The organism is Cryobacterium sp. TMB3-10 (genome assembly GCF_004402305.1).
GTDB lineage: Bacteria > Actinomycetota > Actinomycetes > Actinomycetales > Microbacteriaceae > Cryobacterium > Cryobacterium zongtaii.
Window position 1 is genome coordinate 16,830 of sequence record NZ_SOGH01000019.1, and the last position, 13,143, is coordinate 29,972.

15 protein-coding genes are annotated in these 13,143 nt (G+C 69.9%); 8 read left to right on the forward strand and 7 right to left on the reverse strand.

The genetic code is table 11. From position 1 onward, the window contains the following. Positions 1-47 precede the first annotated feature (47 nt). Together E3T22_RS07435 and E3T22_RS07440 are read left to right on the forward strand one after the other, a co-directional pair. Positions 48-1,055, forward strand: coding sequence for a hypothetical protein (locus tag E3T22_RS07435; protein ID WP_134480995.1), 1,008 nt, complete (start codon positions 48-50; stop codon positions 1,053-1,055). 67 nt (positions 1,056-1,122) lie between these two features. Next, entirely contained in the window at positions 1,123-2,079 is a 957-nt protein-coding gene (locus E3T22_RS07440; RefSeq protein ID WP_088457250.1) for a hypothetical protein, read from the forward strand. 5 nt (positions 2,080-2,084) lie between these two features. Here the strand turns inward: E3T22_RS07440 and E3T22_RS07445 are convergent, their stop codons facing one another. Further along, a complete protein-coding gene (locus E3T22_RS07445) occupies positions 2,085-2,726 on the reverse strand; it encodes a TetR/AcrR family transcriptional regulator (RefSeq protein ID WP_088457249.1) in 642 nt (213 codons plus the stop codon). An 84-nt stretch (positions 2,727-2,810) separates the two neighbouring features. Here E3T22_RS07445 and E3T22_RS07450 point away from each other — a divergent pair, with 84 nt between their 5' ends. The 4 genes from E3T22_RS07450 to E3T22_RS07465 are packed head-to-tail and all read left to right on the forward strand — an operon-like array spanning position 2,811 to position 5,707. Beyond that, positions 2,811-3,806 (forward strand): ATP-binding cassette domain-containing protein, encoded by a 996-nt coding sequence (locus E3T22_RS07450; RefSeq protein WP_088457248.1) that lies wholly within the window; start codon positions 2,811-2,813, stop codon positions 3,804-3,806. Further along, entirely contained in the window at positions 3,803-4,645 is an 843-nt protein-coding gene (locus E3T22_RS07455) for an ABC transporter permease (protein WP_088457247.1), read from the forward strand. The genes E3T22_RS07450 and E3T22_RS07455 overlap by 4 nt, the downstream gene beginning before the upstream one ends. 34 nt (positions 4,646-4,679) lie before the next feature. Beyond that, positions 4,680-5,066: a VOC family protein gene (locus E3T22_RS07460; RefSeq protein WP_088457246.1), complete on the forward strand. Its 387-nt coding sequence runs from the start codon at positions 4,680-4,682 to the stop codon at positions 5,064-5,066. Positions 5,067-5,071: 5 nt separating this feature from the next. After that, on the forward strand, positions 5,072-5,707 hold the full coding sequence (locus tag E3T22_RS07465; protein ID WP_134480996.1) for a GyrI-like domain-containing protein: 636 nt from the start codon (positions 5,072-5,074) through the stop codon (positions 5,705-5,707). A gap of 123 nt (positions 5,708-5,830) precedes the next feature. Here E3T22_RS07465 and E3T22_RS07470 read toward each other — a convergent pair whose 3' ends face one another. Further along, entirely contained in the window at positions 5,831-6,628 is a 798-nt protein-coding gene (locus E3T22_RS07470) for a LysR family substrate-binding domain-containing protein (protein WP_103430495.1), read from the reverse strand. 131 nt (positions 6,629-6,759) lie between these two features. Between E3T22_RS07470 and E3T22_RS07475 the strand changes: the two genes are divergently transcribed. Then, entirely contained in the window at positions 6,760-7,200 is a 441-nt protein-coding gene (locus E3T22_RS07475) for a DUF5997 family protein (RefSeq protein WP_088457244.1), read from the forward strand. Between the two features lie 107 nt (positions 7,201-7,307). Here E3T22_RS07475 and E3T22_RS07480 read toward each other — a convergent pair whose 3' ends face one another. Then, positions 7,308-7,985, reverse strand: coding sequence for an alpha/beta hydrolase (locus tag E3T22_RS07480; RefSeq protein ID WP_134480997.1), 678 nt, complete (start codon positions 7,983-7,985; stop codon positions 7,308-7,310). A gap of 202 nt (positions 7,986-8,187) precedes the next feature. Between E3T22_RS07480 and E3T22_RS07485 the strand changes: the two genes are divergently transcribed. After that, positions 8,188-8,775, forward strand: a complete 588-nt coding sequence (locus E3T22_RS07485) for an NUDIX hydrolase family protein (protein WP_134480998.1) — start codon at positions 8,188-8,190, stop codon at positions 8,773-8,775. 60 nt (positions 8,776-8,835) lie between these two features. Here the strand turns inward: E3T22_RS07485 and E3T22_RS07490 are convergent, their stop codons facing one another. The 4 genes from E3T22_RS07490 to E3T22_RS07505 all read right to left on the reverse strand — a co-directional run bounded on the left by E3T22_RS07490 (position 8,836) and on the right by E3T22_RS07505 (position 13,139). Beyond that, the gene (locus E3T22_RS07490; protein WP_134480999.1) at positions 8,836-9,804 is read right to left on the reverse strand and encodes a nucleoside hydrolase; all 969 of its coding nucleotides are present in this window, start codon (positions 9,802-9,804) and stop codon (positions 8,836-8,838) included. Positions 9,805-9,902: 98 nt separating this feature from the next. Next, positions 9,903-10,394 carry a GNAT family N-acetyltransferase gene (locus tag E3T22_RS07495; protein WP_088457240.1) on the reverse strand — a complete coding sequence of 164 codons (492 nt, stop codon included), beginning with the start codon at positions 10,392-10,394 and terminating at the stop codon, positions 9,903-9,905. 253 nt (positions 10,395-10,647) lie between these two features. Next, entirely contained in the window at positions 10,648-12,192 is a 1,545-nt protein-coding gene (locus E3T22_RS07500) for a DEAD/DEAH box helicase (RefSeq protein ID WP_134408150.1), read from the reverse strand. Positions 12,193-12,503: 311 nt separating this feature from the next. Further along, positions 12,504-13,139 carry a DUF1684 domain-containing protein gene (locus tag E3T22_RS07505; protein WP_088457238.1) on the reverse strand — a complete coding sequence of 212 codons (636 nt, stop codon included), beginning with the start codon at positions 13,137-13,139 and terminating at the stop codon, positions 12,504-12,506. Positions 13,140-13,143: the final 4 nt, after the last annotated feature.

Here is a 13,143-nt window from a genome sequence, read left to right on the forward strand (position 1 = left end):
CGGCCGCGGGGTGTGACAGGCTGGGTGCAACAATGATGGGGGTTTCATTGGTTGAGAACGTCTACGACGACCCGTATGACCAGGCGCTGGCTGATCAGCGCTTCCTGGCGGCGGCGACCGCGGCCCATACCGGTCGGTGGAACCTGCTCGATGCGCTCTGGTGGGAGTGGCACCCTGAAGACCCCGCCCCGAGCGGGAGCCCGTCGCCCATCCACCGGCTGCGGGAGCTGCAACGCCGGGTCTTCGCGGCGGATGGCGACGCTGCCGGCGACCACGCTGTGGCCCAGGTCGTGCGGGAGCTCGAGGCCGAGATCGTGGCCGAACGCTCGGCCGCGACGGACGCGATCACCGCCGCCCACGCTGACCTCAGGCGCCGCACGGCCGACCCGGAGCCGACCGCCCCGACAGCCGACGGCCCGCCGCACCTCAACCCGACCGAGGCCACCGGCGACTCACCCGCACCGGCGACACCCGCCGAGGTCCCGACCGGGCGCACCGCGCGCCGACGGTTGCTGCCCTCCGCGATCGTGGCCGTGGCCCTGGTCGCGGCAGCCGTGATCGGCGCGGTGTTGGGCAGCCGGCTCACCGAGGCGGCCTCGTCGCCGGCGCCGTCCGCGAGCGCCACCGCCGAGACACCCGGCAACCCGGCGGCGCTGTTCGCGCAGGCGCAGCGTCCGGAGGACATCCCCGCGCGGGCGATGTCCGCCACCTTCGAGCCGGACTCCTTCAGATATCTGGGCTCGGCGGGGTGGGCAGAGGGCCCGAACCTGGTGGGGCGGTCACCGTTCTACGCGGTGCGGGCGAGCGGCAGCCTGATCTGCCTCGTTGCGATTCCGGAGGGCAGCGGCTACCTGTCGACCTGCGCTCTCGAGTCGGAATATCCGTCGATCGGGTTGCGCCTGTCCTGGGAGAGCGCTGACTACCTCGCGCAGTTGCCGCCGGACTTCTACGTGGAGGACGAGATGGGCGACATGATCGGTGATGTCACCGTGATCTGGGGCCGCACGGGTGAGGTCACCTCGGAAATGACGCTCCGCTCGCCCACCGGCCCGTAGCCCCCCACCGGGGTGAGCGCACCGCCGGCCCGTGTGTCAGGCTGTGCCCAGCGATGAGGGGGACCCAGTGGCACAGCACCACGACGACCTGTACGACCTGGCGCTGAACGACCCCGAATTCCTCGAGGCGGTGCGCTCTCACCACGCCGGGAGTTGGGACGTTCTCGACGCGCTGTGGTGGGCATCGCATCCGCTCGACACGTCGCCGGGCGGCTTGCTCGCGCCGCTGGCCCGAGTGCGTGCTCTGCAACACCGGGTGTTCGCGGCGGACGCCGACGCCGCGGGCGATCATCGGGTGCACGAGGACCTGCGCAGGCTCGAGGCCGAGATCATTCGGGAGACCGGCGCCATCGATGCGGCCGTGATCGCTGCGCAGACGGGTGTCGGCGCGGCGCTCGCCGGAGCCGACAACCTGGGTGGCCCCGGAGACACCGCCGAACCCGACGCGGTCGGCGAAGCGGATGACTGGCCGGCGGCGGATGCGCCTCGTCCCGCCGCGGGGCGACGGCGGTTGTTGCTCATCGGCGGACTCACCGCCGCGGTGCTGGTGGGCGTGATCGTCGGCGGACAGTTTTCCGCCGGCACCGTGCCGGGCGGCGCGCCCGCGCCCTCGACCACCGCTGCCAGCACTTCACCACCCCTCGCGCTGTCGGCCTTCCAGCGGGAGCAGACGCCGGAGGACCTGCCCGCGATCCCGCTCCCCGAGGTGTTTGACCCGCCGACCCTGCGGCAACTGGGTTCGATGGGCTCGGTCGAGGCGGGATCCGTGCCGCAGCTGGTCTACTACGTCGCCCGCACGACCTCGAACATGGTCTGCCTGATCGTGGTGCCCCAGACCCTGGACTATTTGTCGACGTGCACCCTGGAGCAGGAGTTCCCGGCGACGGGGTTGCGGCTGTACTGGCGGGCGGAGGGAATCTTCTCGTCGCCGGTCGACGGCTCCCTGACGGGCCCGCTGAATACCTACCTCACCTGGCGACCCGACGGGAGCGTGGAGTTGGGCTCAGAGGCAGCGGTCGGCTGAGGCGGCTACAGCCCCTGCTCCACCATGTCGATCACCCGGGTGATCAGGGTCTGCTTCACAGGGTCCGGCAGGGCCCGCAGCGGCCCGTCGATGAACAGTTCCGCCAGCCCGTGCACGGCAGACCAGGCCAGGAACTCCGCTGCCGGCCGGCGCTCGGCCGGCAGTAGACCCTCGGTCACCAGATCATCGAGCGCGACGGTGAGCAGCTGGAACGGGGTGAGGCCGCGCTCGCCGGCGCGCGCGGAGCTGGTGGCGCTCTCCAGGTCCGACGACGCCGAGAACGCGGTCTGGAATCGGCCGGGCTCCTCGAGGGCGAAACGCAGGTACCCGGTGCCCACGGCGCGAAAGCGCAGCCGGGCCGACTCTGTCGCGTCCGTCGCGGGGATGCGCGCCTGATCGGCCTCGATGGCCCCCGCCACCAGCGCCTGGCAGCTCGAGCACACGGCATCCAACAGCGCTTGCCGGTCAGCGAAATGCCGGTACGCCGCGCTGGGGGTGACCCCGACCCGCCGGGTGGCCTCCCGCAGCACCACAGCGGACGGCCCGCCCTCGCCGGCCAGGTCGACGCCGGCCTCGATGAGGGCGCGGCGCAGGTCGCCATGCCGGTACGAAGTTCGCGCCGGAGAATTGCCGAGACCCGTTGTCAACGCGCATCCGTTTCGTTACGATAAAAGCTCACATGTGCACAACGTACACATATCAGTGTAGCCATCCGACGGCAGGGGTATGGCATGACAATCATCGAAGCCTTCGGGCTTACCAAGACCTACAAATCCAAGTCCGGACCGGTGCACGCGCTCGCCGGACTCGACCTGACCGTGCCGCGCGGCACCGTCAAGGCGATCCTCGGGCCCAACGGTGCCGGCAAGACCACGGTGGTCAAAATCCTGACCACCCTCATCCGGCCCGACACCGGCACCGCTGTCGTGGACGGCATCAACGTGCTCGAGGACCCGAAGGCGGTGCGCAGCATCATCGGGGTTTCCGGCCAGTACGCGGCCGTCGACGAGAACCTCACCGGCTTCGAGAACCTCGAAATGGTGGGCCGGCTCTACCACCTCGGCGGCGCGGCCTCTCGTCGGCGGGCGCAGGAGCTGATCGACCTGTTCGAGCTCACCGCGGCCGGTAACCGGCCGGTGAAGGGCTTCTCCGGCGGCATGCGGCGACGCATCGACCTGGCCGGCGCCCTGGTGTTCAACCCCAAGATCCTCTTCCTCGACGAACCGACCACCGGGCTCGACCCGCGCAGCCGGATTGCGCTGTGGGGCGTGATCAACAAGCTCGTCGACAACGGCACCACGGTGCTGCTCACCACCCAGTACCTCGAGGAGGCCGACCAGCTGGCCGACAGTATCGCGGTCATCGACTATGGCAAGGTCATCGCCGAGGGCACCTCCGACGAGCTCAAGGCGCAGATCGGCGGCCACCGGGTGGTGATCGCCCTGGTCGACGCGGCCGACGCCCCCGCCGCCCGCGAGGTGCTTGCCCGGTACGGAGCGGGTGAACCGCAGGTTTCCAGCGACAGACGCGGCCTCGACGTGGCCGTGACCGACGGCCCGCCGGCGCTGCAACAGGTGCTCGCCGACCTGCGTACCGCCGGCATCCAACTGCACGACGCCGGCATGCGCCGGCCCACTCTCGATGACGTGTTCCTCAAGCTCACCGGGCACAAGGCCGACATGGCGGCGGGCGAAAACGAAGACGACAAGATGGAGAAGGTGAAATGACCGCCACCGCCACCCGGCCCGCCCCGGCGCCGCCCACCTGGAACCCGCTGTCGCTGTGGTACTCGGACGGCTGGACGACCACCAAGCGCAACCTCATCAAGATCAAGCGCACCCCGGACATGCTGGTGTTCGCCGTCATCCAGCCGATCATGTTCGTGCTGCTGTTCAGCCAGGTGTACGCCGGCGCCATCGCGGTGCAGGGCACCGACTACGTGCAGTTCCTGATGGCCGGCATTTTCGCCCAGACGGTGGTGTTCGGCTCCACCTTCTCCGGGTCGGCCATGGCCCAGGACCTCAAGGACGGCATCATCGACAGGTTCCGCAGCCTGCCGATGAGCTCGTCGGCGGTGCTGGTCGGCCGCACCAACGGTGACCTGGTGCTCAACACCATCTCGATGATCATCATGATGGCCACCGGCTTCCTGGTCGGCTGGCGGGTGAACTCGTCGATGGGCGAGTTCTTCGCCGGGCTCGGGCTATTGCTGCTGTTCAGCTATGCGTTCAGCTGGGTCATGGCGCTGCTGGGCATGAGCGTGCGCTCACCCGAGGTGATCAACAACGCCTCGTTCATCATCCTGTTCCCGATCACCTTCATCTCCAACGCGTTCGTGCCGATCGAGACCCTGCCCGACCCGTTGCGGGTCTTCGCGGAACTCAACCCGGTGTCAGCGCTCGTGCAGGCCGCCCGCGAACTGTTCGGCAACGAGGGCAGCGCTCCGGTGCCTGATGTCTGGACGCTGCAGAATCCAGTGCTGACCGTGCTCATCGGGGTTGTTGTGCTGCTCGTGGTGTTTGTGCCATTGTGCATCCGTAAGTTCGCCTCGATCAGCTCCCGCTGACCGGGTTCGGAAACTCAACCAGAGGGAGCTGATCATGACAACATCAGAACTGACCTACCTGCGTGGCTTCAGCGGGTTCGCCGTGCCGGACCTGGAGGCAGCCCGCGGCTTCTACCGGGATGTGCTCGGACTCGACGTCGTGGACAACCCGATGGGCCTGCTGGAAATCACCCTGCCGGGCGGCGCGATGGTGATCGTCTACCCCAAAGAGGACCACGAACCCGCGGTGTTCACCATCCTCAACCTCGCAGTGGCCGACATCGAGCTGTCGGTGGATGCCCTGGTGGAACGTGGTGTGGAAATGCTGCGCTACGACGGCTTCGAGCAGGACGAGCGGGGAATCGTACGCGGCGGCGGGATGCCAACCGGCGGCTGGTTCGCCGACCCGGCCGGCAACGTCATCGCAGTGATGGAAGCCTGATTTTGGTGACCGAGGTCGCGACCGCGCCGTACGACGTGAAGCGAGAACTGCGCGCAGTGTACGCCCCGAAGAACCGGGACTGGGAGACGCTGGTGGTGCCGCCGCAACGCTTCCTCGCCGTGGACGGGTCGGGGAATCCGAACACGGCGCCGGCCTACGTCGAGGCCGTCGAGGCGCTCTACGCGGTGTCGTACACGGTGAAGTTCACCAGCAAGCGAGGTGGCGGCCGCGACCTGGTGGTGGGCCCGCTGGAGGGGCTCTGGTACGCCGACGACGCATCCGTGTTCAGTGCCCGCGACAAGGCCGCGTGGAGCTGGACCATGCTGATCAGCCAACCGGACTGGGTGAGCGACGGGGCGATCGAGGAGGCCATCACGGCGGCCCGCGGCAAGAAGAAGACGCTGCCCGCCCTCGACCGGGTGCGCATAGAGCGGCTCGACGAGGGACTCTGCGCGCAGCTGCTGCACGTGGGCTCCTACGACGACGAGGCGCCGGCGCTGGCCCGGCTGCACGGCGAGGTTCTCCCGCAGGCGGGCCTCCGCGAGCGCGGCCGGCACCACGAGGTCTACCTGGGCGACCCGCGCCGCGTCGCGCCGGAGAAGCTGCGCACGGTGGTGCGGCAGCCGGTGTCGCTCGCGTAATTGCGCGACCCACTTCCGCGAGTTGCCCACCTGCGGACGAGTTGCCCCGGTGCGCCGGGGCAACTCGTCCGCAGCGGGGCATCTCGGGGGTGGTGTTCCCCGCGGGGACGTGCGGGAGGCGGGTCAGCGACCGCCGCGGCGCTTGCCGGCCTGCGGGCTGGGGGAGTTGCGGGTGCGGCCGGCGCTCTGCGTCTTGCGCGCGGTGGCCGGTTTGGCCGCCGCAGCCGCGGCGCGCACTGCTTTGGCGGCGGCCTTGGCCTTGGCGGTCTTCTTTTCCTTCTTCACGGGCTCGTCACCGGCCGCGACCGCGTTGGTGCGTGAGCTGTCCGGGGTGCGGCCGCGCACGATGCCGATGAACTCCTCCACGTCGGGCGTGGTGTCAACCGTGCGCCAGGCCAGTGCGATGCGGCTCTCGGCGGTGTCCTCCACCGGCTTGGAGACGACATCCTTGCGGCTGTGCAGGCGGGCCACCGAGTGCGGCAGGATGACGATGCCCACGCCGGCGGCGACCAGTTCCATGGTCTCGTCCATGTCGCGCATCGGCGGCAGCGGGCGGCGGCTGCCGTCGCGCACCTCAACGGCCGCGTCGCGCCACTCGGGGACGTCGTCGGGATCCTGCAGCAAGTGCTCGTCGACCAGGTCGGCCACGACCACGCTGTCGGCGTCGGCCAGGAAGTGATCCTTCGCCATCACCAGCACGGGGATCTCGTTGTACAGGTTGATCAGGCTCAGGCCGTCTTCATCGATGGGCAGGCGCACCAGGCTCACGTCGGCGCGGCCGTCGCGCAGAACGAGCTCCTGATCGGCGATGCTGGTGCGGAAGACCGAGAGCTCGACCTCCGGGCGCCGCTCGGCCCAGATGCGGGTCCATTTGGTGGGGGTGACCCCGGCGACGAAGGCAATGGAAAAGGTCACCGGCATCCTCTCGTGTGCAAAATCAGTGTGGGTGGTGGCTCCGCGGGCGCGTGCGACGTGCCGGCGGCGGGCCGTTTTGGTGGTGTCCGGGCGCAGGACACCGAAACCATAGTGCTCTCAGGCTATACGCTGGAACCATGAGCGAGAAGAAGCCCCAGACCATGAAGCCGGCCACGGCTGCCCAGAAGCTCGGGATTCTGCTCGAAGCAGCACCCGAGGAGTTCCAGTCCACGCCGGTGTCCCGCACCGAGCTGGCCGCCCTCGAGGCGAACCCGCCGGAGTGGCTCACCCAGCTGCGCGCCAACGGCCCGCACCCCAAGCAGGTCGTCGCCGCCAAGCTCGGCGTGTCGATCTCAGGCCTGGTGCGCGGTGAGGTCACCGAGCCGCTGACCAGCGCCGAGATCCAGGCACTGCTGCAGCAGCCGCCGGCCTGGCTCGTCACAGAGCGCGCCACCCAGTTCGAGGTGCGCGAGGAGCAGATCCGCGTGAAGGACCGCGATGCTGAGAAGGCCCGCAAGAAGGCGCACGCCGAGCGTTTCGCCGCACAGAACGAGAAGGCCGCCCGCAAGAACTCCTAGCTCTCTGGTTTCACCGAGTTGCCCCGCCCCGGACGAGTTGCTCCATTGGGACGGGGCAATTCGTCCGTTCGGGGGCACGTCGGGGCATCCGTGCCGGGGTGCGCCGGTCAGGCGGTCGGCACCGCCGGCGTCGCCGGAGCCGCGTACTGCTCGCGCAGGAACGCGACGATCTCGCCGAGTTCGGCCTGCGAGATGGAATGGCCCATTCCCTCGTAGATGCCCTCGGTGAGTGTGGAGTGCGCCGGCAGCCAGGCTTGGGTGCGGGCGACAGCGCCCTCGGGGATCACCGGGTCCAGAGTGCCGCGGCCCCAGAACACCGGCGGCGCGAGCTCTTTGAGCCGTGCGTCGCCCGGATGCGTGCCGCTGCCGATGAACCCGGACAACTGCACCGCGAACGCGAACCGTTCCGGCGCGTGCCGCATCAGCTGCAGCGTCATGGCGCCGCCCTGCGAGAAGCCGAGCAGGCCGATGGACGTGGGCTGCACGGGGAGGGCGTCGAGCCACTCGATGATGCCGAGCGCTGCCGCGTCGAGAGCGTCACCGACGGGATCGCCGGGCACCCCGATGGGAAACCACGACCAACCCTGACCGGCCGGCAGTGGCGCCCGCAGCGCCGCGATCGTCGGCTGCAGCGGCAGGTGCGGGGCCAGCGCGAACAGATCGCCCTCGGTCGACCCATAGCCGTGCAGCACCAGCAGCAGCGGGCGCCCCACCCGGTCGGGTGCGGCGGCCGACCACAGCACGGCGGCCGGATCGATCGGCTCGGGGCGGATGCTGGTGGCCATGTGTCGGTTCCTCACGTCGGTGTCGACGCAGGTACAGCGCCGACTCCCTCAATCCTTCCACGCCCGCCCGAGACCCGCGGGGTCTCGCGAACTAAGACCCAAGGCCCACGAAAGTGCCTTTTCTCACAGCTCGCGGGGTCGGGGCGGGCGGACTCGCGGACCCCGGTGGTGCATCCGCGGCTCTCGTGAGTGAGAATGAACTATGACCGTGCGCACCCCTGACCCCGATCCGGACTGGACGCCTGGCGGGGATGACGCACCGCCGCCCAACTCGAACCCGGGTTGGCTGAGCGATGTCGAGCTCGCCGAGATCCGCCAGCGGCTGCCGCTGCTGTACGTCGAGGCCGTGCCCGTGCGCGTCGACGGTCTGGGCCAGGTCGTCGAGGTCGGTGTGCTGCTGCGCGCCACCCCCGAGGGCAAAATGACCCGCACCCTGGTCTCCGGCCGGGTGCTCTACGGCGAGACCCTGCGCGACGCCCTGTTCCGGCACCTCGAGAAGGACCTCGGCCCGATGGCGTTCCCGCAGCTGCCGCCGAGCCCGGTGCCGTACTCGGTTGCCGAGTACTTCCCGATGCCCGGCATCACCGCGTTCACGGATGACCGCCAGCACGCCGTGTCGCTGGCCTACGTCGTGCCCGTCACCGGCACCTGCGACCCCCGCCAGGATGCCCTCGAGCTCACCTGGATGACCCCGGAGGAGGCGGCCACCGACGCCGTCTCGGCCGAGATGGAAGGCGGCCGCGGTGGCCTCCTGCGCATGGCCCTGGCCTCGGTCGGCGCCCTGCGCTGACCCCCGCATCCGCGAACTGTGACCTAAGCACCTTCGCGGGCGAGTTTTTGGGCTTTTCTCTCAGTTCGCGAGGGGGGAGAGGCCCAGGGTGCCCAGGAACAGGCGGGCAAAGCGTGGGGCGTCCACGTCCAGGGCGACCTCCACGACCTCCCAGGTGCCCGCGGTGCCGTGCAGGATGTCTTCGCCCACCCGGCGACGCTGGTCCACGATGGTCTGGCCGCGACCGTACCCGGTGAGCTCCACCCGCACGGGCAACAGTCGGGTGGTCAGCGCATCCGGGTCGACGAGCGCGCAAAGCGCCCCGGCGTCACCGATCAGCCCGGTGTACTCGGCCGCGCTGTTCTCGCTGCGGGCGACCCGGTTCGCCAGCAGCGCTCCGACCACCCGCCCGTAGCCGGAGTCGCCGCTCTCCAGCGCGGTGGCCAGGTCGCGGTCAACGCTCACCTGGTTGAAGACGTCCAGCCCGTACATGAAGGTGGGGATGCCCGCGTCGAGTACGATCGCCGCCGCCTCGGGGTCGTGCCACACGTTGAACTCGGCCACGGCAGTGGCGTTGCCCACGCTGGCCGAGCCGCCCATGAACACGATCCGTTCGATGTTCTCGGCCAGGTCGGGGTACTGGCGCAGCAGCAGCGCGAGGTTGGTCTGCGGGGCCAGTGCCACCACGGTCACCGGGCGGGGGCTGTCGGTGATGAGCCGGCGCATCAGCTCGACGGCGTTGACCGGCGCCGGCGTGCGCTCGCCCGGCGGCAGGTGCACGGTGCCCAGACCGCCCTCGCCGTGCACGTGCGACGCGCTGCGGGCCGGCGAGATCAACGGACGGCGGGCGCCGGCCGCGACCGGGATGTCGGGAGCTCCGGCGACATCGAGGATCCGCAGGGTGTTCTCCACGACCCGCTCGAGTGAGGCGTTGCCGGCGACACAGCTGATGCCGAGCACCTCGATGTCGGGGTGGGCGACGGCGAAGAGGATGGCGAGGGCATCATCGACGCCGGTGTCGACGTCGAGGATCACAGGAATCGTAGGCATCCCCTGATTTTACGGTGCCGGGCGTGGCTGGTGGGCGCGCGAAAGCCCGACCCCGCTGGGCGGGATCGGGCTCGGCTCAGGGCCTGGGTGGCCGGCTGCTAACGCTCGAGGCGCACCTCGCGGAATGGTTCGCCCAGCACCTCTTCGGTGCGCTCCTGGCCGTCGGGCAGGTAGCCGTTACGGGCGTAGAAGCGGTGCGCGCGGGGGTTGTCCGCGGCGACCCAGAGGTAGGTGGGGCCGGGATCGACGACGGCGTCGAAGAGGGCCTGGCCGATGCCGGTGCCCTGGTGGGCCTGCAGCAGGTAGACGAAGTAGAGCTCGTGCTCGGTGGGCTTGCCGGCGTCGCGGCCGGGGCCGCTGCCGGCGAAACCGACGATCTCGCCGTCGAGTTCAGCCACGACGTGGCGGTAGCCGGGGCCCTGCACCGAGAAGCGGCGCCACATTTGGGCAAGGCGTTCCGGGTGCAGCTGCGACAGTGCAGCCTGGCTGAGGATGTGGTCATAGGATTCGTGCCAGCAAGCCGCGTGGACGCGGCCCAGGCTGTCGGCATCCGTCTCGGTGACGGGCCGAACAACAACGGTGGTGTTCATACTTCGACCCTAACCCCGGCCACCGACCCCGCCGAACCATCCAGCCGCCGGCCCCGCCCTGCCCCTCGCCGGCCCGGCCCGAGCACTACTCCTGCACTTTCAAGGGATGCGCCGGTGGCACCCCAGAATCACGCGGCGGAACCCCGGCCGGGCAGAGCTCTGCAGGAGTTATGCAGCCAGGGCCGGGGAACGACGAACGGGCCGGCCCCGTGAGGAGCCGGCCCGTTCGGGTCGTACAAGCAGTACGGGCTGACTAGCCCTGCGCGCGGCGCGGAGCCGAGCGACGGGCGCCGCCGCCGGTGGAACCGGAGCCGCGCACCAGTCCGCCGACCTGAAGGCCACCGGAGCGGCCGGAGCCGCCGGTGCCCGAACCTGAACCACCCGTGCGGGGAGCGTGGCTGCGGCCGGAGGAGGCCGGACGCTCGGTGCGGTCGCGACGGGCGCCACCGGCGGCGACGGCATCGCCGCTGCGGCCGCTGCGGCCACCGGCGTCGCGTGAACCGCGGCCGCCGTTGTCGCGCTCGTCACGGTTGACGCGCTTGCGCTGGGCGTTGGCGCCCTGCGAGCGGCCGCCCTGCGACTGGCCGTGCGGCTGCTCGACACGCGGCACCGGCTTGACGTACGCGGCCACGTCACCGGTGAGGGCGACAACGGCGGGCGACGACGCGTTCACGCGCTGCGGGGTCACCGTGATGGCGGCCTTGCGCAGCAGCTGGTCGGTGTCGCGCTTCTGCGCGGGCAGCACGATGGTGACGACGTCACCGGCGCTGCCGGCGCGGGCGGTACGGCCCGAGCGGTGCAGGTACGCCTTGTGCTCTGCGGGCGGGTCGACGTGGATGACGAGTTCGATGTCGTCAACGTGCACGCCTCGGGCGGCCACGTCGGTGGCGACGAGAACCTTCACGTCGCCGGCGCTGAACGCGGCGAGGTTGCGGTCACGGGCCACCTGCGACAGGTTGCCGTGCAGGTCGACGGAGGGGATGCCCGCATCCGTCAGCGCCTTGGCCAGCTTCTTGGCGTGGTGCTTGGTGCGCATGAAGAGGATGCGGCGACCGCTGCCCGAAGCGAGCTTCTCGATGAGCTCCTTCTTGCTGTCGGCGCCATCGACCTCGAACACGTGGTGGGTCATCGCGGAGACGTGGCTGGTGGCCTCGTCGACGGAGTGCAGAACCTCGTTGTGCAGGAACCGGCGCACGATCTTGTCCACGCCGTTGTCGAGCGTGGCCGAGAACAGCAGGCGCTGGCCGCTGGACGGGGTCTTGTCCAGGATGCGCGTGACGACGGGCAGGAAGCCCAGGTCGGCCATGTGGTCGGCCTCGTCGAGCACGGTGATCTCAACGGAGTCGAGGTTCACGAAGCCCTGCTTCATGAGGTCCTCGAGGCGGCCGGGGCAGGCCACGACGATGTCGACGCCGGCCTTGAGCGCGGCGACCTGACGGTTCTGCGAGACGCCGCCGAAGATGGTGGTGGTGTTCAGGCCGTAGGCCTCGGCGAGGGGGGTGAGCGCCGCGGTGATCTGGGTGGCCAGCTCGCGGGTCGGCGCGAGGATCAGGCCGAGCGGGCGGCCCGGGCGGCGCTTGCCGCCGGCGAGCTTGCCGCCGAGGCGGGACACCATCGGGATGGAGAAGGCCAGGGTCTTGCCGGAGCCGGTCTTACCGCGGCCGAGGACGTCGCGGCCCTTGAGGGTGTCGGGCAGGGTGTCGACCTGGATCGGGAACGGGCTGTCGATGCCCTGCGAGGTGAGCACGGCAACGAGGGGAGCGGGCACGCCAAGCGCGCCAAAGGAAGTTTCAGACAAAGTGGTGCCTTTCGGGGCATCAGTCTCCTCGCTCGAACCGGTGACGCACAGAGCGACGGCCGGAGCCAGGAGGATTCACATGGCGAAGGTGCCGATGGGCACATCCGTTCGCCGTAAGAAAGTTTCATTCGGAAATCGAGAGGGCCGCCAGCAACGAGTCATACTCGGGCGAGGCGGCCGTCGATAAGAAGAGGGCGTTCTACGACGCAGTGAGCGCAACTACGCACTCACAAGTACCCCTACTCTAGCGGATGCTGTCAAGCGCGCAGCCAGAATCCAGCCGTATCAGGGGCTGGCCGGGACTTTCGACTCTAGTCTCTGGGCAGGTACAGTTCGCCGACCGGCACCTCGGCGGTGACGATGTTGCCGGCCTGCGGCAACGGGCAGGCCCACATCGGGTCGTACGCGCAGGACGGGTTGTACGCGAAGTTGAAGTCCAGGATCAGGCTGTCGTCGCCGGTGCCCGGGCCGAGGTCGGCGCCCTTGATGGTGTCCAGCAGGTAGCGGCCGCCGCCGTAGGTGCCGCCGGACTTACCCGCGAGGGCGTCCTTGAGCGGCAAGAACAGGCCGCCGCCGTAGCTGGCGAGCCGCCAGAGGTCGAGGGAGCCGATGTAGGGCAGCCGCACGGAGCCGACCAGGTCGAACGGCACGACACCGTCGGTGCCGGTCTCCACCGTGATGCGCAGCGGCTCCGCTGCCCGGTGCACCTCCACCTCGAAGCGCCAGTCCGGGTCGTAAGCTGCGACGGTGAGCCCGGTGAACGCGGCCCTGTCGTCCGGCAGCAGCGGCGACGCCGGATGCCCGGCGAAGAGTTCATCGCGCCCGGAGCGCCAGAGTTCGTGGCCGGCGGCCGGCTTGCGCGCGCTTAGCTGCCGCACCCCGCCGTAAAGCCCGAACACGCGGCGGCGCCAGTCGGCGATCTGCAGGGCTCCGATGCTTGTGCTCATACCG

Excerpts from the sequence above, each read along its gene's own strand:
- E3T22_RS07470 (WP_103430495.1), bottom strand. The coding sequence starts at position 6,628 with ATGCCGGTGACCTTTTCCATTGCCTTCGTCGCCGGGGTCACCCCCACC.
- E3T22_RS07460 (WP_088457246.1), top strand. The coding sequence starts at position 4,680 with ATGACAACATCAGAACTGACCTACCTGCGTGGCTTCAGCGGGTTCGCC.
- E3T22_RS07455 (WP_088457247.1), top strand. The coding sequence starts at position 3,803 with ATGACCGCCACCGCCACCCGGCCCGCCCCGGCGCCGCCCACCTGGAAC.
- E3T22_RS07480 (WP_134480997.1), bottom strand. The coding sequence starts at position 7,985 with ATGGCCACCAGCATCCGCCCCGAGCCGATCGATCCGGCCGCCGTGCTG.
- E3T22_RS07450 (WP_088457248.1), top strand. The coding sequence starts at position 2,811 with ATGACAATCATCGAAGCCTTCGGGCTTACCAAGACCTACAAATCCAAG.
- E3T22_RS07505 (WP_088457238.1), bottom strand. The coding sequence starts at position 13,139 with ATGAGCACAAGCATCGGAGCCCTGCAGATCGCCGACTGGCGCCGCCGC.
- E3T22_RS07495 (WP_088457240.1), bottom strand. The coding sequence starts at position 10,394 with ATGAACACCACCGTTGTTGTTCGGCCCGTCACCGAGACGGATGCCGAC.
- E3T22_RS07490 (WP_134480999.1), bottom strand. The coding sequence starts at position 9,804 with ATGCCTACGATTCCTGTGATCCTCGACGTCGACACCGGCGTCGATGAT.
- E3T22_RS07475 (WP_088457244.1), top strand. The coding sequence starts at position 6,760 with ATGAGCGAGAAGAAGCCCCAGACCATGAAGCCGGCCACGGCTGCCCAG.
- E3T22_RS07485 (WP_134480998.1), top strand. The coding sequence starts at position 8,188 with ATGACCGTGCGCACCCCTGACCCCGATCCGGACTGGACGCCTGGCGGG.